A 17,164-nucleotide genomic window follows, 5' to 3' on the forward strand; every position below is an offset into this window, starting at 1 on the left:
TTACATTAACTTTCCTAGATAGCATTATTATTAAAATAAACTATTCATATTTACCTCTGCATTCTTCAAAATGGTTATTAATTTCTATGGAAATATTTTCTGTAGGTATGTTTAATTCCCAATTAATATTATAATCTTCTCTAGAATGACCTATGTCACAAAAAATACGTAATCTATATTCATCATCAAAGAGCATTTCTAAATCATAATGCGGCGTTAAGTTGAAATTAATTAACTTTCTACCTTCAAGAATAGGTGATTTTTCACCTATAAAACCATTTGGACTACTATCATTATCTGTTGGTGAAATGGTGTCTGAAGAAGTAACAATTACTTGAGCTCCCTGTTCAATACGCCAAGAACACCAAATAAATATATAAGACTTGTCTTCAAATTCTAACACTAAAGTTGATCCTGCTGCTCCTCCAGCACTACTTTTAACTATAGGTTGAGCAATCAAATTCTTTATTTTACTTTCCATTTAATATAGCCTCCGCAATTTCTTCAATCTCGTGATAATCAAATCCCTGTCCTGTTATTTCATCATGCAATTGTCTTTGTTGTTTTTTGTTTAATTTATACTTTTTCACGATGTCCCTTACTTGCTTATTTTGAGCTTGATTATTTCCTGGAGTGTTTCCTTTACGAGGACCCATTCTTTCAACTTTTCGAGAATAGTCATCAAAGTTTTTAGCAAAATTATAGTCGATTGAACTTGCTGGAACACCCATTTTACTGAGAGCATCTGAAACAATTGCCACACCAGCTCCTGTAGTCGCCGTGCCTGCTACGACTCCAGCTGGGGTTACTCCTGTTAAAGCAAGAGTTCCCCCAGAAAAATAAGTTCCCCCTAAACTTAGTCCAGTTATGCCTAACCCTCCAAGTGCTGTAGTTACTCCTGTTGCTAATTGTAACAGAGATTGATTTAGAAGTTCTCTTTGTTGTGCATCCAACTCTTTGTTAGCTTGTGCGGTTAATTCTGCATCATTTACGCCATTTTTTAAGATAATGACTCCGTTACCTGCACCCATATTCACAGGTAATACTCTCAATATATTCCCGTCATCATCAAACAATAATAACTGATTCAACTCATTGATAGCTGCTGCCCATTGATCAGCAGGGACATTCTTCAATGCCTCTTTCATAATTTCTTGATAGTATTTACGAGCTGCTTTTGGTAACTGGAGTTCGTCCATCCCGTTTTCTAGAGCAACCTGTTTTCTTGTTGCGGTTACACTCGTTGATTTTACCGATGTTAACCACGAAGAATCAAAACCTTCTGGAAAAGCATAAGCTCCTGTTTTAGGATTCACTGTCATTAGCCCTAATACTTCTATTGCCTGCATGCCAATCTTTAATTGCGTCAATGAATCACGAAACAAGCCATTTGTTTCTGATTGAAAATTAGCTAAAGCTTCTAATTTTTCTTGCTCTTTCCTTACTTTATCTTCCAAATTAGAGCGCGCTTGCTCTAATTGTTGGTTATCATGAACTAAAGCTTCTAAAGCACCTTTAGCTAGTTTTCCCAGTAATCCTAATTTATTTGAGCATTGAATTTGAAAATCAATTACTGAAATTTGGCGTTGAAATGATTGAATTAATTCATTTTGCACCTGTTCATCAATAACAGACCATTTATTCACTAATCCGTCAGCTGCTTGATAGCTGCTGAGTTCTTCTTTTATTGCGTCAACAGCACTATCTACACGTTCAACCGTTGGGAGAATCAAGTCTTGGAATAAGCCTTTCCCTGCTGTATACGCAGCCCCAGATAACTGTTCACCGTCCACTGACTGAATCAAATGTTGGCTACCTGATTTCAGTTGTCCTGTAACGCTTTTTGCAGTAGCTATATTCGTCGTTAAGCCTTGAATCAAAGTCGTGGAGTCTGCACTTATATACTTTACCATTCTAACGCTCCTCGCTCTTTATACAAACGTTCGTTAGTCTCTTCTAATTGTTTATTAGATTTTCTATAAGCAGATTCTACAGTTTCTTCCTGAGAACGAAAAACAGATTGAACCGTTTTGTAAATATCTTGGATATCTTCTTGGTTATAATAAGCCGCCTTATCACCAAAGTGGGCAAGTTCTTGATATAATGAAGCAATTCGATCAGTCTGTTGTTTCATTTGCCAGTTACTTTCTTCTAACTGTTCCTGCCACTTCCGTTGTTCTCTCTTCAAATCCTCTGAAATTTGCTCATTTTCTTGAATTTTCTTGGTTAATACAATTTTATCCGCTTCTATTTTTTGCTTATCCTTTGTCAATATACGACACCACCCATTTGATGAGCAGCTTGACGATCTTGATACTCCATCATTTCTGCAATTTGAGGGAATTTTTCTGCTTGAGACCAAACGCATTCTGCAAGACTACTCACTTCACCTACAATTTGATTTGCAATTGTCAACCCGTCTGTCATGCTAGACACCGTACTCCCAGAAAAACTGATTGCCTTTTTGGATAAATCTACATTTTTTCCAGTTAATTTAGTTACAGCATTTTGAGCTGCTGCTGTACTTGATGCTATTTTTCCAGTCATAAAAAAAACTCCTTTTATTTATTTTTTCGCAATAAATGTTTTTTCATCATTACATAAAGTCTATTTATAATGAAAGTTTACCAAATCTAATGACTAATAACAACAACATCATTACACCGCAGCATCTAATGGTACAAAATTTATAAGCTATTCTATGAAAACTATTCTTTTTTTATGTAAAGAAATTAATTTTGATAAAAATTAGTCAATATCAATAAACCTGTCAAGCTATCTAATTTAGAAATAACAAATTAGCGAGAGTAAGCCTCATCTTTTCATATCTCTTAAGACACTACTAGGATTTCCAATACAAGGAATTGATGAAATTCTTTTTGACCAAAAAATTCTGTGATATTCTTTCAAAATTAAAGCCATTGTATGAACGAAGAAGTTAAGATACATAGAAAAATTTTTTTAACATCTAGCTTTATACTAGGCGATGGTGAAAATGGAAAAATAAAATAGATTAAATTAGATTGCTTTTACTTGATAAACATGACAATAAATTTAGATAGTTTTATTTACAAATACAGACACTTGCACAGGCAAAAACCACCATGCCAAAATACATAATAATAGTTCACTAAAGTTCTCATTAACGTGGGGCGCTATAATTAATTAAATCTTAGTTAAAGTAGTTCAAAAACTATAAAATTTTTTTCTTTTCACGATACATTAAAACCTCTTGTAAAGCATTTAGAACTCTCTCTTCATCGCTGTAACTTGATACTTTTGGGTCATTAATAACTCTATAAATAAACAATCCGTAAAAAAGAAAAAGAACTATGATAATAATTACTAAACTGGAATTTAAAATATCTTTTTTGATAATAGATGATACATCTAGTACAGTCCAAAGTTCTTTAGAAAAGAATCCAATAACCCCAAAAAGAACCAGAGAAAGTTGGAACGTATATCTTGAACGATTTTCATTCTTTTTTTCTTTCTTTTTGATATTTTCTTGAATTACTATTATTAGTTGCTCGATGAACTTTGAATCAAATCCGTATAGATGTAAAGCTTCACTGAAAGAGTGTATTTGCTCTCTATAGTTATCATTCATAGTAACTATATCAATTAAAGTAGTTTTGTTTAATACATTTCTAAGTATATATAGAAATGTAATGAGAATTAATGCTGAAATTATTCTAAAGTAGGAATTATTTATAACGCTATTACTAATGGCTATCGCTAAACTTACTATTAAAAATAACACAAATATTATTATTTTTTTATTAGCATTTTCCCCAAGATGTTCTTTGAATGTTTGTTTTTTTGCAACATAAAAAAATTCATGCAATTCTCGTGCTATAAAATAGTATTTATTCATTTAAAGCCTCCTTAATTATCCCTATTATTATAACAACAAATAGAAATAAATAAAATACCATAAATATATTTACAAACTCATATAAAATCCCTCTCATACCATTCTTCTAAATATTTAACCTCGATTCTCACAAGACCACCATTCCTTTTCCCTGGTAAGGGATTGTTTTCTATGCGCATTCATCAGCTAACTGTTACTGCAGATACATTTATTCTTTCAGCTACTTCTTTCGCTTTTATAGTACACAAAGACATCAAAATAACTCTAGAAATATCTTCTCATGTTTTGCCAAAAGAAGCAGAAAAACCGCTTCTAAGTTTGCAAATTTTGTCGATTTTCAGAAATCTACAGACTAAAGCACAGACCTTTAATAATTTAAGCAAAATAAAAAGGCTAGGAATACTGATATATCAGTATTCCTAGCACATATTAAAGGGTTAACCCACAGACCCTTCCATTTCATAAGAAATCAATCTATTAAGCTCAACCGCATACTCCATCGGTAATTCCTTCGTAAACGGCTCCACAAATCCCATAACGATCATTTCAGTCGCTTCAACTTCAGTCAACCCACGACTCATCAAGTAATAAAGCTGCTCTTCCGAAATTTTCGAAACCTTCGCTTCATGCTCCAATGCCACTTGACTATTATGAATCTCATTAAATGGAATCGTATCCGATTTCGATTTATCATCCATAATAATCGTATCACACTCAATATGTGAAATCGATCCAGCACTATCTTTCCCAAACGTTACTTGACCACGGTAATTCACTTCACCGCCGTCTTTGGCAATTGATTTAGAAACGATCGAACTTGAAGTGTTTGGTGCGTTATGAATCATTTTCGCACCTGTATCTTGAATTTGGTTTTCTCCAGCAAATGCAATTGAAAGCATTGTGCCGCGAGCGCCTTTTCCATCAAGATAAACACTTGGGTATTTCATCGTAGTTTTGGCACCTAAGTTTCCATCGATCCATTCAACTGTGGCACCTTGGTAAGCTTTGGCACGTTTTGTTACCAAGTTATAAACGTTATCAGACCAGTTTTGGATGGTTGTATAACGCGTATAAGCATCTTTATGGGTAAAGATCTCAACGATCGCTGCATGTAAGCTATTGCTTGTATACGTAGGCGCTGTACAGCCTTCTACGTAGTGAACACTGGCACCTTCATCCACAATAATCAGCGTACGTTCAAATTGTCCTGTGTTTTCCGCGTTGATTCGGAAGTATGTTTGTAATGGCACATCCACACGAACACCTTTTGGTACATAGATAAACGTTCCACCAGACCAAACCGCTGAGTTTAGTGCAGCTAATTTGTTATCAGTTGGTGGGACTAATTTTGCAAAGTATTTTTTGAATATGTCCGGATATTCTTTCAACGCTGAATCAGTATCTGTAAAGATGATTCCTAATTTTTGGAATTCTTCTTTCATATTGTGGTAAACCACTTCTGATTCATATTGCGCTGAAGCTCCAGCTAGATACGCACGTTCGGCTTCTGGAATTCCGATTCTTTCAAATGTTTCTTTGATTTTATCTGGTACATCATCCCAATCACGAGCGGGTTTGTCACTAGCTCTTTGGAAATATTTAATTTTTTCAAAATCGATATCAGATAAATCAGGACCCCATTCTTGCATGGCCATTTTGTTGAATTGTTCTAATGATTTCAAACGGAATTCCAACATCCATTCTGGTTCTTCTTTCTTACGTGAAATTTCTCTAACGACTTCCTCTGTTAGTCCATTTCCCGTACTGAAAATTGGTTTCACATCATCATGAAAACCAAATTGATATTCTTCTAACTCAGGTACAGTACTCAAATTATCTCACGTCCTTTTCTTGATTCCTTACTGAATTCAACCTACTTATTATTCTTCGCAGTGTAATTGTCCTGCGGTCCCTTGTCCGTCATTTTCAACTGCTTGTTCTAATGCTTTCCAAGCAAGTGTTGCGCATTTGATCCGAGCGGGGAATTTTGCCACGCCGCTAAGCATCGCTGCATCGCCTAATTTTTCTTCTTCTGGTACATCATTTCCTTGTACCAACTGAGAAAAATCTTCAGCCAGCTGCTCTGCTTCGGCTAATGTCTTTCCAATCACCGCATCTGTCATCATACTGGCACTCGCTGTACTAATTGAGCAACCACTTCCGCTAAAGGCAATATCTTTAATAACATTGTCTTGAATAGCCACTTGCAATTCAATCACATCGCCACAAGTCGGGTTATTCATTTCGATTTTCTTGCTTGATTCTGCCAACGTTCCATGATGATGAGGATGACTAGAATGATCTAGGATCACTTGACGGTATAAATTATCTAATTTAGATAGAGCCATGTTGGAAAAACTCCTTTGTCGCTAAAATTGCTTCGATCAATCGATCGGCATCTGCTTTGGTATTATAGAGATAGAAACTCGCACGAGCTGTCGCTGAAACATTTAAATACTTCAGTAATGGCTGTGCACAATGATGCCCTGCACGAACTGCCACCCCTTCCATATCTAAAGCCGTCGCTGTATCATGTGGATGTAAACCATCTAAATTAAACGCCAAAACACCTGTATGATGGGCTGGGTCTTGTGGTCCGTAAACCGTCAAACCTTCAATCGCCAATAGTTTTGGTAACACGTAAGCCACTAATTCTGCTTCATGTTGATGGATTTCATCTAAACCAATTTCTGTTAGAAAATCGATTGCCGCACCTAAAGCGATCGCTCCAGCAATATTTGGTGTCCCCGCCTCAAATTTCCAAGGCAATTCTTTCCAAGTACTGTCATACAAATTCACGAAATCGATCATTTCACCACCAAATTCCACTGGTTCCATTTGATCTAGTAATTCGCGTTTTCCATATAATACACCAATTCCAGTTGGACCACACATTTTATGCCCGCTAAATGCATAAAAATCAGCATCGATTGCTTGAACATCCACTGGCATATGCGGTACAGCTTGAGCACCATCAACTACTAGCACAGCTCCATGACTATGGGCTAATTCAGCTAGTTCTCTAACTGGATTAATCACGCCTAAGACGTTAGACACATGAGCGATAGAAACAATTTTGGTTTTGTCCGTGATTTGTTCTTTCGCGCTTTCCATATCTAAAAAGCCGTCTGCTGTGATCTCGATATATTTTAAGGTTGCGCCTTTGCGTTCTGCTAGTTGTTGCCAAGGGATGATATTAGAGTGATGCTCCATATAGGAAATCACGATTTCATCTCCTGCTTCAACCGCTAAATCGCCATAGCTTTTTGCCACCCAATTTAAACTAGTCGTTGTGCCTCGGGTAAAGAGCGTTTCCGCTGTTTCTTTGGCATTGATAAAGCCTCTAACTTTTTCACGGGCATCTTCGTACTCTTTCGTCGCACGTTCTGCCAACGTATGCACACCACGGTGGACATTGGCGTTATCATGTTCGTAATAATAAGTCAATTTATCTAAAACTACTTTAGGCTTTTGAGTTGTTGCTGCATTATCCAGATAAACAAGCGGCTCGTCATTTACTTCTTGAAACAAGATGGGAAACTGCTGCCGAATCTTATCTGCGTTTATCATGCATTCAACTTCCCTTCGATTACGTCTACAAATTCTTTTTGAACATCCTTAACAGGAATCGCTGTGATTACTGAACCTAAGAAGCCACGAATAACCAAACGTTCCGCATCATCTTTACGTAAACCACGGCTCATTAAGTAGTACATTTCTTCTGGATCAACACGACCAACGCTGGCTGCGTGTCCTGCAGTTACTTCATTTTCATCGATCAATAGAATTGGGTTGGCATCACCACGAGCTTTGTCCGAAAGCATTAAGACACGACTTTCTTGTTGGGCATCTGCCCCTTTAGCTCCTTTTAAAATATGACCAATTCCGTTAAATGTTAAAGTACCACGCTCACGGATAACTCCGTGTTGTAAAATGTGTCCCACAGAATGAGAGGCTTTATTGGTTACACGTGTGTCAATTCCTTGTGTTTGTTTGCCGGCACTGATTGCCACAACTTTCACTTCTGAATGAGAGCCTTCGCCTACTAAATCAGAATCAAAATCAGCAACCACGTCACCGTCATTCATCACGCCTAACGCCCAATCAACAGAGGCATCACGCATGATATGTCCACGACGGTTCATATAGGTTGAAACATTTTCGCCTAATTGGTCTACAGCAGAATATTTCACTTTTGCACCAGCTTTAGCAATCACTTCAACGACGATATTCGCAGACACTTTGACTTTTTGATCTCCAATAGTTTGGAATCTTTCTAAATAGCTAAACTCACTATGTTCGTCCGCTACGATCAAGACATGTTTGAAGAACGATTCTTCACTCGCTGAATCTTGAATAAAGATTGCTTCGATCGGTTCTTCGATGACAACATTTTTCGGTACATATAAGAATACACCGCTATTCATAAAGGTTGTATGGAAAGCTGTTAATTTATCTTCGTCCATTTCAACCGCTTTGTTCATATAATATTCTTTGACTAAATCACCATGTTCTTGCATCGCTGTAAACATATCCGTGAAAATCACGCCTTGATCGGCTAATTTCGCTGAAAGTTGTTCAAACGCTGTGATCGACCCTTGTTGCACGATTACTGGGTTGTCTTTCATTGCGTCAAAGCTTGGGATGTTCATTGTCTCAGGTGCATACTCTTCAATATTCACGTTAAACAAAGGCCAACGGTGAAATTTCACGCGTTCGATCTTTGGTAATTCTAAGTTTTCAGCTTTTTCTAAAGCCGCTACACGTAAGTCTGTCATCCAAGTAGGTTCCGCGTTGCGGGCTGAAAAAGCGTTGACGTCGTCAAGATAATTCGCAGTTGTAATTTCTTTCATTTATCTTGTCCTCCTTATGCTTCTTCTTTGTATTCGATACCTAATTCTTGGCTGATACCAGCATATCCTTCTGCTTCCAAACGTTTTGCAAGTTCTGCACCGCCAGTTTTAACCACACGGCCTTCCATCATGATATGCACCACATCTGGTGTGATGTAGTTTAATAGACGTTGGTAGTGAGTGATGATCAACGCGCCAAAGTTTTCGCCGCGCATTTCGTTTACGCCTTTTGATACAACTTTTAAGGCATCGATATCTAGACCAGAATCGATTTCATCTAAAATAGCAAATGTTGGTTCCAACATCAATAATTGTAAGATTTCATTACGTTTCTTTTCTCCACCAGAGAAGCCTTCGTTTAAATAACGTTCAGCCATTTCTTCTGGCATATTTAGTAGATCCATTTTTTTATCTAATTTTTTGATGAATTCCATTACTGAAATTTTGTCATCTTCATCACGTTTGGCATTGATTGCAGCACGCATGAATTCAGCATTTGTGATTCCTGGAATTTCACTTGGGTATTGCATGGCAAGGAATAGACCTAAACGAGCACGTTCGTCCACTTCAAGTTCTAACACATTTTCTCCATCAAACAAGATTTCGCCTTCTGTGACTTCATAATTAGGATTTCCCATGATCGCAGCAGATAACGTTGATTTACCTGTTCCGTTTGGTCCCATGATTGCGTGGATTTCACCTGTTTTCATTGTCAGGTTAACACCCTTTAAAATCTTTTTATCTTCGATTGATACGTGTAAATTTTTAATTTCTAAAACGGACATGTACAATTCCCTCCAACTTAAAATAATTATTATCGTTCTCATTCATTTTATCCTAATTGAGAATGATAAGCAATCTCTTTGCTAGAATAATTCTTATTTAAGCTAGGTTTTCTTTGTGAAAAAATAGACTTAATTAGAATCTTTCTAAAATGGAAACCTAGACTTTCGTTACAAATTACTTTTGTCTTTTTATATGAATAGTGTACAAACTTGATAAACTAAAAAAGATTGACTTCCCTGAAAAGGAAGCCAATCTTTTTTAGTTTATTATTGAACTTTCACTGAAATGCTTGCTGATTCTATAAGCACTTTTGACATACTATCTATATTAGGTAATCCTACCCAATTTGGCACCAATCCCTGATCTGCCCGTATTGATAAAACTGTTCCGCCTGGTAATCCTTCAAGGATTTTCACACTAGTTTTATAGACAGGAGTTAAGCCATTCACTTTTTGTATATTGTAAACCCAAATTTTTGATTTACCATTGAAATAAGATTCTTTCGGTGAATAAGTTCCTTCAAAATTAAACATTCTTTCGTTTACGATATAAGCCGCTTGAATGTTTTTGGTACTAGCATTCGCGTATGCGAACTGAGCTTCACCAGTGTAACTATCATAACGATAAAGTCCTTTGCTACTATTAATCGTTTCATAAACGCCTGAATAAATTTTTTTCGAAGAACCACTTGGGTCCATGACAAAGGTTGTTCCTCTGTTCATATTGATCTCTGCTGCTTCAGTTTCGTAACCATTTAAAACAAATCCTAGACACATAGCCACCAATACCACAAAACCTAAACTTATTTTTCTTTTTTTCATCATTCATATCTCCTTTTTATTTTTTGTCACTACAATATATTAACATTAAGACACAAATATTACAACAATAGATTGATAAATAAGTTAAAAAAACCATATTTTTACTTTTAATATCATTTTTATATCAAAAAAAACCTGAAACAAGCTATTTAAGCACTTGTTCCAGATTTCATTTTTATTTATCTACTGGTTTAACGGATCCATCCCATTTTTCAAGAATCCAATCTTGGATTTCTTTACTGTGTAATGCATCAACCAATTTTTTGATTTTGTCGCTATCTTTATCTTCTGATCGAACAGCTACGATATTTACGTATGGTGAGTTATCTTTCTCAAGTAAAATTGAATCTTTTAACGGATTTAAGCCAGCGCCATAAGCAAAGTTTGCATTGATTGCTACAAGATCTGCTTCATCGTTATTGTAAGTTGTCGTTAGAACTTCTGGATTGATGTTATGGATAAATTTCAAGTTTTTAGGATTTTTATCGATATCTTCAAATGTCGCTGTTTCTAAATCAACACCATCTTTTACTGTTACTAAATCAGCATCTTGTAAAATCGTAATAATACGACCCCAGTCAGATTCAGAATTTGATGTAATGATCGTTGCGCCATCTTTTAACTCTTTGATATCTTTGATTCGTTTTGAGTATAAGCCCATTGGTTCGATATGAATACCACCAGCGTTTGTGAAATCATAGTTATTTTCTTTGACTTGTAAATTAAAGTACGGGATATGTTGGAAGTAATTCGCATCGATATCGCCTTCAGCCAAATTTTTATTTGGTAAAATGTAATCATCGAATTGAACGATTTCTAAATCGATGCCTTCTTTTTTAAGAATTGGTTTTACTTGCTCTAAAATTTCTGCATGAGGTGAAGCAGATGCGCCGACCTTTAAAACAGAAGAATTTTTATCTGACCCTGCCGATTTACTATCATCTGTCTTATTCTTTGCTCCGCCACAAGCGACTAATCCAAACGTCACAACAGCCAATGCTGCTAAACCGAATAATTTCTTTTTCATATTTATTTCCTCCAATTATTTTCTATTTTGATTGTTTATCGTTTGTCAGAGCGTTTTACTAATTGATCGCCGACAAATTGAATGATAAACACAATAACCAAGATTAAAACTGTTGCAACTAATGTAACGGTGTTATTGTTGCGGCTAAATCCTTCTTGATAAGCTAAACCACCAAGTCCGCCACCGCCAATGATACCTGCCATCGCAGTAAACCCGATCATCGTGATTGTCGTAAGCGTCACACCCGATAGTAACGCTGGGGTACTTTCTGGAATCAGTACTTTAAAGATTTTTTGGATTCTAGAAGCGCCCATTGCATCAGCTGCTTCCAAGACACCACTATCGACTTCACGAAACGCAATTTCGACTAGGCGAGCGTAAAATGGTGCTGCTGATACGATCAATGATGGAATTGCTGCTTTTGCCCCGATCCCCGTTCCCACTAATTTTCTTGAGAAATCCATCAACAAGATGATTAGGACGATATATGGGATGGAACGAAAAATATTGCTGACAACTGATAAAATGCTATAACAAACTTTTGCATAAGATGATTTGTTACGGCTTAAGCTATAAAGTAATAGCCCTAATAAAAATCCAATAATAATAACAAAAACCATCGCAACGACCGTCATGAACAAGGTATCGATCGCCGCCTGCTGCATTGATTCTGGATTCACCCGACTAAAATTTAAATATTTTTCTACAAATGTCTCATTCGCCACGGTGAATCACCTCCAAACCAACTTCTTTTTCTTTAAAGAACGTTAGTGCTTTTTCTACTTCACTTGCTGTTCCAGTGATCATAACGGTCAAGGTCCCGAACGCACCTTCTTTGGCTTGTTGAACTTGTCCTTGAACCACATTGATATCGACATCAAAAGTGCGTATTACTTGTGAAATAACTGGTTCATTTGCGTTGTCACCACTAAATTGAAGGGTGGCTACTAACCCAGCGGGATTTTCTTTGATCAATTCTTGTAATAATTCTTCCGTATCTTCTTTTGGTTCTAATTCTTGTTGCACAAAACGTTTTGTAACAGCTTGTTTTGGATGTCTAAAGACTTCTAACACATCGCCTTCTTCGACGATCTGACCAAGCTCCATTACAGCAACTTTATTACAAATCTTGCGTATCACATGCATCTCATGTGTGATCAATACGATCGTCAGATTCAAGGTTTTATTGATTTCTAATAGAAGATCCAATACTTCATCTGTCGTTTGCGGATCTAGTGCACTTGTTGCTTCATCACAAAGCAAGATTTCAGGGTTATTAGCCAAAGCTCTGGCGATTCCTACTCGTTGCTTTTGACCACCTGATAATTGACTTGGATAAGCATCTCCACGCCCTTCTAATCCAACTAAATTTAAAAGTTCTTGTGCGCGTTCTTTTCTCACATTCTTTGGAACATTTGCTAATTCTAGCGGTAACATAATATTCTCTAAAATCGTTCTTGACCATAATAAATTGAAATGTTGAAAGATCATACCAATTTTTTTACGAAATTGACGTAGTTCTCGATTCGCCATTTTTGCAACATTTTGTCCTTGAATAATGACTTCACCTTGCGTTGGCAATTCTAGACCGTTTAATAAACGAACTAATGTACTTTTACCCGCACCGGAATAGCCAACGATTCCGTAAATATCTCCTTGATTGACTGTTAGTGAAACATCATTGACAGCTGTTACTTGTCCGCTTTTACCGGAAAATTGTTTTTGTACGTGTTGTAATTCGATTAGAGGCATTTTTTCCCCTCCGCTTTCTTTGGTTTTGCTTCTGTTTTATTATACTACAGGATACGTGTTATTGTGAGTAGCATCTAGTAGATTAGTGCTTTTGCATATCAAATCCAGAGCTTAACCTCTTGGTAGAACATGCAAAAAGCTTCCGCCCTCTGTCATTAATCTGACATAAGGACGAAAGCTTGTCTTTCGTGTTACCACCTTGATTCACCATTATTTCACAATAATAGCCTTATACAGTACTTGAATTCGCATACTGTCGTGCTATAACGGGCACTCCCGTAACAAGTTCACATCTGCTCACTTATTCCGCTCAAAGACCATCTTCCATCTCAATCATGTTGCCCATTTTCAGCGAACAGGGCTCTCTTCAAACACTTTCGACATGTACTCTTCTTTTCAAAGCTTTTACTTTTATTGATGAATTATAGCAATATCCAAATGGCTTGTCAATTATTTTTACGCTTGGTTCAATTCTGCTTCATCAACATCTTTTAAAATGGCGATCCAAGCATTTGTTTGATCTGCATCATCTAATACACTAGTATCTTGTTCAACGGCTTCATTGATCGCCACGATCGTTCCGCTGATCGGTGTACTAAATTCACTTACAGCTTTTTCAGCTTCCAATTCGATCAGTGAATCCCCTTTTTGCAATGATTGACCAACCTTAGGCATTGTTGCAAAAGTGATAGTTCCCAGATCTTCTTGTGCTTCATTTGTTAAACCTATTTTATAACCATCGCTTGTTTTTAAAACCCATAAACTATCGATTATTTTCAATTCTTCAGCCATTATTTAATAGCTCCTTCATAATCAGATTCTTTAAATCCGTTTGCTAAAAATTGATCTCCTTTAACAAAAATCGGACGTTTGATCAACATACCATCAGTCGCTAATAATTCACTTGCTTCTTTGATTGAAAAGTCGTTGACTTTATCTTTCAATCCTTGTTCTCTATAACGAATACCGCTTGTATTAAAGAAACGGCGAACGGGTAAATCACTTTGCTCCATCCAGCTTGCTAATTGTTTTGCAGTTGGAGGATTTTCGATCATATCGATCGTTTCGTATTTTACCTGTTTAGCATCTAACCAAGCCTTTGCTTTCTTACAAGTTGAACATTTTGGATACCAGAAAAATGTGTACATTTTAACGCCTTCTTTCATTTAATATTCTTCGATCGTTGCTTCTTTTTGATATTTCATAGACATGATCAATCCCACACCTAGCATGTTGCCTAAAATCGAGGAACCACCTTGACTGATAAATGGTAACGGAATCCCTGTTAATGGTAGAAGTCCGATGTTGGCCCCAATATTTTCAAACACGTGGAATAAAATCATCATGATGATTCCTGTTGCAATGTAGGCGTAAAATTCATTATTTGTCTCAAAACAAACACGAATCATGCGGTAAATCAAGATAAAGTATAGCAGAATAATAAAGCAGCCGCCAATGAAACCAAAGTTCTCACCCACAACAGTGAAAATCATATCTGACTCTCTAACTGGCACATATACATCACTGATATTAAATCCTTTTCCAAGTAAACCACCTGAACCAATTGCAGTTATCGCTAACGCTGGTTGAAATGAACGGTCTGGATCATGATGGAAAGGATTCATCCATAGGTCGATCCGATCAAATTGGTAGGGTTTAAAACCAACTGAATAAAGGAATTCACGTCCAGTCGTGGTCGTCACTAGATAGATCGTTCCAGCTCCTAATATAATAGCACCTAAAAATGTAGGTAAAATAATTTTCCAAGAAATCCCTGACATCAGGAATACTCCACCGAAAATCGCTAAGAAGACTAGCATCGTCCCAAAGTCATCTTGTAGTAAAATCAAAATAATGACCGGCATAGTGACCAATAGCATTTTCCCAATCAACCAAAAATCAGATTTGAGCGTTCGATTGACATTTTTCACATTGTGCATAGTCACAACATAGGCGAGCATCAAGATAAAGGCTACTTTCATTAATTCTGAAGGCTGAAAAGTCGTACCGCCTATACTGATCCAGTTTTTAGAACCTGTTTGTGATTCTAGAAAAGGATCATAAAATTTTAAAAGCAATCCCATCATGATCAAGCCAATCGCATAAAATACAGGAGTTAGCCGCCAAAGGAGCTTTGAGCTGAAATTCATGACGATTACAATACTGAGACCACCGACTAAATACCACAATCCTTGTTTCATCAACATATTGCCGATTTCTGGGCGGTTTGGATCATTGCTTAAAGCTACATAAAGTGACAGTATCCCGATGATTGAAAGAAGGAACACAGGTAAAATCACACCATAATCAATTCTATTATCTAAGTTACGCATTAGTTTATTTTTATTCATTCTTCATCCCTTTTCCTTAAATCATACGCCTTTTATTATAACTTTCTATAGGGAGAAAAGAAAGTATAGACTTGATGATTTTGGAAAAACTTTAAAGTACAAATTTATTAGTTATATTTATATTGTTTTTTCATTTTGACAAATCTATCCTTTTGGCTTACTTTTCTGTGTACGTTAAATTTTTATATGCATTGCTTTCTTGCACTTTGAAAGTATATAGATGATAAAAACACTCTAAATCTAATTAGATTTAGAGTGTTTTTAATTGATGCTATGTTCTATTATAATTAATAGATAATTAGCATATAGATAGATAGATAAATACTTACTAATCTTGCAATCTAATAAACGCAGCCGTCTTTATACCGCAACTAAGTATCTGCCCAGTAATACTAGTTTCAATAATTGCTCCTAAGCGATCACCCTTTTTTAATCTGCTACAATAGATTCCAAAACCATCATTTCTGTTCTTCCAAGCGTTGGATCCCCAACCTGCAATCCTATCTTCACCGCCTGCTCTGACGCCATTTTTAACAAAATTATAGTACCAAAAACCATCCACTGTTCCAACTGGTTGACACCAAGATTGAATCAAAATCGCATAGTACCCATCTGTATTGACAATAGCTTCATGTGTCGTTTTATTTACTGTCACAGGAATTTGTCCAGTATCGCCCAGAAGATTTCCAACAGTATTACCAAAGCCAACTAATTTACCATTCAAAGCTGTACCAGATAATTGTCCTTCCTTCCCATCAATCACAGAAATCTGAAAGTTACCTTCATCTACTAATTTCATTCCTGTCACAAGTGGCGATTTTAAAAAATTTTTAACTCCTGAAATCTCTTGGTCATCATTTTTTGTTACAACTTCTTCAAAATTCCCTTGAATCGTTTCCGCTCCATTTTCCATTCCTCTATAAATTTTTTCTAATACCATCATTTTTCCTCCTTCTTATTTACGTAATTCAAAAATAATTGAACGTACATTTTCTTCATCTATCATCATATAATGCAACTCATCCAGCATCACTAGTTCGGCTTCATTTTTATACTCAACTGGTAATGAAACAACACTCTCATTAGCACCAATATGCGTTACTTGACTAGGAATTGATTGACTTGCTGAACCGCCAAATAATCCTATTGGCTCAGTCCCTAAGTTCATGACACCAATCGCATGTGTCCATGTTCGAACGTTTATTTCAGGCTGTACGCCCAAAGTATGATCAATCGTCACATCAAAACCAATCGGTAAAAATTTAACAAGTAATTGTTCAATATTCTCCAATCGGTCATCTAACACTGGAAATTTACCGTACAACTCGCTATTTCTTGCATTAATCAATTCACTGTCAACTGTTGCATTTTGCTGAACATCCCTAAATTGATCTTCTATTTTTGTTTGTCGCTGTTCGACTTGTGTTTGTCTTTTTTCTGTTTTATCGGCAATTTCTTTGATTTTATTGAATAAAACACTCGAATATTCTGACATTCTAGCAATTGCTTCTCTTACATGACGACGCCACATTTTTGTTCTGACCCACAAAGCATATTTTTGAGTTAATGGATCGATCACACCAAATTTGATTGCCTCTTCGATCTCTTCAACATCTGTAGGATCTTTGTAATCTACCTCGTGATTTTCACCTGTGGGTTGTGTATCATAAAATTTTTGTTCTGGCATTTTTTATTCA

19 protein-coding genes and 1 other annotated feature are annotated in these 17,164 nt (G+C 36.3%); all 19 genes read right to left on the bottom strand.

What is annotated here, in order from left to right:
• Positions 1-40: 40 nt before the first annotated feature.
• Positions 41-481: a hypothetical protein gene (locus BCR21_RS03420; protein ID WP_069645105.1), complete on the bottom strand. Its 441-nt coding sequence runs from the start codon at positions 479-481 to the stop codon at positions 41-43.
• Positions 471-1,913 carry a hypothetical protein gene (locus tag BCR21_RS03425; RefSeq protein WP_069645106.1) on the bottom strand — a complete coding sequence of 481 codons (1,443 nt, stop codon included), beginning with the start codon at positions 1,911-1,913 and terminating at the stop codon, positions 471-473. Before BCR21_RS03425 ends, BCR21_RS03420 begins: the two co-directional genes overlap by 11 nt.
• Positions 1,907-2,272, bottom strand: coding sequence for a hypothetical protein (locus tag BCR21_RS03430; RefSeq protein WP_069645107.1), 366 nt, complete (start codon positions 2,270-2,272; stop codon positions 1,907-1,909). The genes BCR21_RS03425 and BCR21_RS03430 overlap by 7 nt, the downstream gene beginning before the upstream one ends.
• On the bottom strand, positions 2,269-2,547 hold the full coding sequence (locus BCR21_RS03435; protein WP_069645108.1) for a hypothetical protein: 279 nt from the start codon (positions 2,545-2,547) through the stop codon (positions 2,269-2,271). The genes BCR21_RS03430 and BCR21_RS03435 overlap by 4 nt, the downstream gene beginning before the upstream one ends.
• 646 nt (positions 2,548-3,193) lie before the next feature.
• On the bottom strand, positions 3,194-3,877 hold the full coding sequence (locus BCR21_RS03440; RefSeq protein WP_069645109.1) for a hypothetical protein: 684 nt from the start codon (positions 3,875-3,877) through the stop codon (positions 3,194-3,196).
• 437 nt (positions 3,878-4,314) lie between these two features.
• On the bottom strand, positions 4,315-5,709 hold the full coding sequence (gene sufB / locus BCR21_RS03450) for a Fe-S cluster assembly protein SufB (protein ID WP_069645111.1): 1,395 nt from the start codon (positions 5,707-5,709) through the stop codon (positions 4,315-4,317).
• Between the two features lie 48 nt (positions 5,710-5,757).
• Positions 5,758-6,225: a Fe-S cluster assembly sulfur transfer protein SufU gene (gene sufU, locus BCR21_RS03455; RefSeq protein ID WP_010763369.1), complete on the bottom strand. Its 468-nt coding sequence runs from the start codon at positions 6,223-6,225 to the stop codon at positions 5,758-5,760.
• Positions 6,212-7,447 carry a cysteine desulfurase gene (locus BCR21_RS03460; RefSeq protein ID WP_069645112.1) on the bottom strand — a complete coding sequence of 412 codons (1,236 nt, stop codon included), beginning with the start codon at positions 7,445-7,447 and terminating at the stop codon, positions 6,212-6,214. The genes sufU and BCR21_RS03460 overlap by 14 nt, the downstream gene beginning before the upstream one ends.
• Complete coding sequence (sufD, locus tag BCR21_RS03465; protein WP_069645113.1) at positions 7,444-8,730, bottom strand: Fe-S cluster assembly protein SufD; 1,287 nt, start codon at positions 8,728-8,730, stop codon at positions 7,444-7,446. The genes BCR21_RS03460 and sufD overlap by 4 nt, the downstream gene beginning before the upstream one ends.
• Positions 8,731-8,744: 14 nt before the next feature.
• Positions 8,745-9,515: a Fe-S cluster assembly ATPase SufC gene (sufC, locus tag BCR21_RS03470; protein WP_010763366.1), complete on the bottom strand. Its 771-nt coding sequence runs from the start codon at positions 9,513-9,515 to the stop codon at positions 8,745-8,747.
• Positions 9,516-9,782: 267 nt separating this feature from the next.
• Complete coding sequence (locus tag BCR21_RS03475) at positions 9,783-10,337, bottom strand: hypothetical protein (protein ID WP_069645114.1); 555 nt, start codon at positions 10,335-10,337, stop codon at positions 9,783-9,785.
• 175 nt (positions 10,338-10,512) lie between these two features.
• Positions 10,513-11,364 carry a MetQ/NlpA family ABC transporter substrate-binding protein gene (locus BCR21_RS03480; RefSeq protein WP_069645115.1) on the bottom strand — a complete coding sequence of 284 codons (852 nt, stop codon included), beginning with the start codon at positions 11,362-11,364 and terminating at the stop codon, positions 10,513-10,515.
• Between the two features lie 35 nt (positions 11,365-11,399).
• Complete coding sequence (locus tag BCR21_RS03485) at positions 11,400-12,029, bottom strand: methionine ABC transporter permease (RefSeq protein WP_069645552.1); 630 nt, start codon at positions 12,027-12,029, stop codon at positions 11,400-11,402.
• 49 nt (positions 12,030-12,078) lie between these two features.
• Positions 12,079-13,116 (bottom strand): methionine ABC transporter ATP-binding protein, encoded by a 1,038-nt coding sequence (locus BCR21_RS03490; RefSeq protein WP_069645116.1) that lies wholly within the window; start codon positions 13,114-13,116, stop codon positions 12,079-12,081.
• A gap of 164 nt (positions 13,117-13,280) precedes the next feature.
• Positions 13,281-13,525: a binding site (T-box leader), on the bottom strand.
• A gap of 47 nt (positions 13,526-13,572) precedes the next feature.
• On the bottom strand, positions 13,573-13,908 hold the full coding sequence (locus tag BCR21_RS03495; protein ID WP_069645117.1) for a glycine cleavage system H family protein: 336 nt from the start codon (positions 13,906-13,908) through the stop codon (positions 13,573-13,575).
• Positions 13,908-14,264, bottom strand: a complete 357-nt coding sequence (locus tag BCR21_RS03500) for an arsenate reductase family protein (RefSeq protein WP_069645553.1) — start codon at positions 14,262-14,264, stop codon at positions 13,908-13,910. The genes BCR21_RS03495 and BCR21_RS03500 overlap by 1 nt, the downstream gene beginning before the upstream one ends.
• Positions 14,265-14,282: 18 nt before the next feature.
• Positions 14,283-15,467 carry an FtsW/RodA/SpoVE family cell cycle protein gene (locus BCR21_RS03505; protein WP_069645118.1) on the bottom strand — a complete coding sequence of 395 codons (1,185 nt, stop codon included), beginning with the start codon at positions 15,465-15,467 and terminating at the stop codon, positions 14,283-14,285.
• A 328-nt stretch (positions 15,468-15,795) separates the two neighbouring features.
• A complete protein-coding gene (locus tag BCR21_RS03510) occupies positions 15,796-16,407 on the bottom strand; it encodes a hypothetical protein (protein WP_069645119.1) in 612 nt (203 codons plus the stop codon).
• A gap of 15 nt (positions 16,408-16,422) precedes the next feature.
• The gene (locus BCR21_RS03515; RefSeq protein WP_069645120.1) at positions 16,423-17,154 is read right to left on the bottom strand and encodes a hypothetical protein; all 732 of its coding nucleotides are present in this window, start codon (positions 17,152-17,154) and stop codon (positions 16,423-16,425) included.
• Positions 17,155-17,164 lie beyond the last annotated feature (10 nt).

The organism is Enterococcus ureasiticus, assembly GCF_001730285.1.
Lineage (GTDB): Bacteria > Bacillota > Bacilli > Lactobacillales > Enterococcaceae > Enterococcus_L > Enterococcus_L ureasiticus.

What these genes read in the sequence shown, in the direction of transcription:
- BCR21_RS03440 (WP_069645109.1), bottom strand. Translation starts at nt 3,877, where the DNA reads ATGAATAAATACTATTTTATAGCACGAGAATTGCATGAATTTTTTTAT.
- BCR21_RS03500 (WP_069645553.1), bottom strand. Translation starts at nt 14,264, where the DNA reads ATGTACACATTTTTCTGGTATCCAAAATGTTCAACTTGTAAGAAAGCA.
- sufU (WP_010763369.1), bottom strand. Translation starts at nt 6,225, where the DNA reads ATGGCTCTATCTAAATTAGATAATTTATACCGTCAAGTGATCCTAGAT.
- BCR21_RS03490 (WP_069645116.1), bottom strand. Translation starts at nt 13,116, where the DNA reads ATGCCTCTAATCGAATTACAACACGTACAAAAACAATTTTCCGGTAAA.
- BCR21_RS03435 (WP_069645108.1), bottom strand. Translation starts at nt 2,547, where the DNA reads ATGACTGGAAAAATAGCATCAAGTACAGCAGCAGCTCAAAATGCTGTA.
- sufD (WP_069645113.1), bottom strand. Translation starts at nt 8,730, where the DNA reads ATGAAAGAAATTACAACTGCGAATTATCTTGACGACGTCAACGCTTTT.
- BCR21_RS03460 (WP_069645112.1), bottom strand. Translation starts at nt 7,447, where the DNA reads ATGATAAACGCAGATAAGATTCGGCAGCAGTTTCCCATCTTGTTTCAA.
- BCR21_RS03515 (WP_069645120.1), bottom strand. Translation starts at nt 17,154, where the DNA reads ATGCCAGAACAAAAATTTTATGATACACAACCCACAGGTGAAAATCAC.
- BCR21_RS03420 (WP_069645105.1), bottom strand. Translation starts at nt 481, where the DNA reads ATGGAAAGTAAAATAAAGAATTTGATTGCTCAACCTATAGTTAAAAGT.
- sufC (WP_010763366.1), bottom strand. Translation starts at nt 9,515, where the DNA reads ATGTCCGTTTTAGAAATTAAAAATTTACACGTATCAATCGAAGATAAA.
- BCR21_RS03475 (WP_069645114.1), bottom strand. Translation starts at nt 10,337, where the DNA reads ATGAAAAAAAGAAAAATAAGTTTAGGTTTTGTGGTATTGGTGGCTATG.
- BCR21_RS03425 (WP_069645106.1), bottom strand. Translation starts at nt 1,913, where the DNA reads ATGGTAAAGTATATAAGTGCAGACTCCACGACTTTGATTCAAGGCTTA.
- BCR21_RS03480 (WP_069645115.1), bottom strand. Translation starts at nt 11,364, where the DNA reads ATGAAAAAGAAATTATTCGGTTTAGCAGCATTGGCTGTTGTGACGTTT.
- BCR21_RS03505 (WP_069645118.1), bottom strand. Translation starts at nt 15,467, where the DNA reads ATGAATAAAAATAAACTAATGCGTAACTTAGATAATAGAATTGATTAT.
- BCR21_RS03495 (WP_069645117.1), bottom strand. Translation starts at nt 13,908, where the DNA reads ATGGCTGAAGAATTGAAAATAATCGATAGTTTATGGGTTTTAAAAACA.
- BCR21_RS03510 (WP_069645119.1), bottom strand. Translation starts at nt 16,407, where the DNA reads ATGGTATTAGAAAAAATTTATAGAGGAATGGAAAATGGAGCGGAAACG.
- BCR21_RS03485 (WP_069645552.1), bottom strand. Translation starts at nt 12,029, where the DNA reads ATGCAGCAGGCGGCGATCGATACCTTGTTCATGACGGTCGTTGCGATG.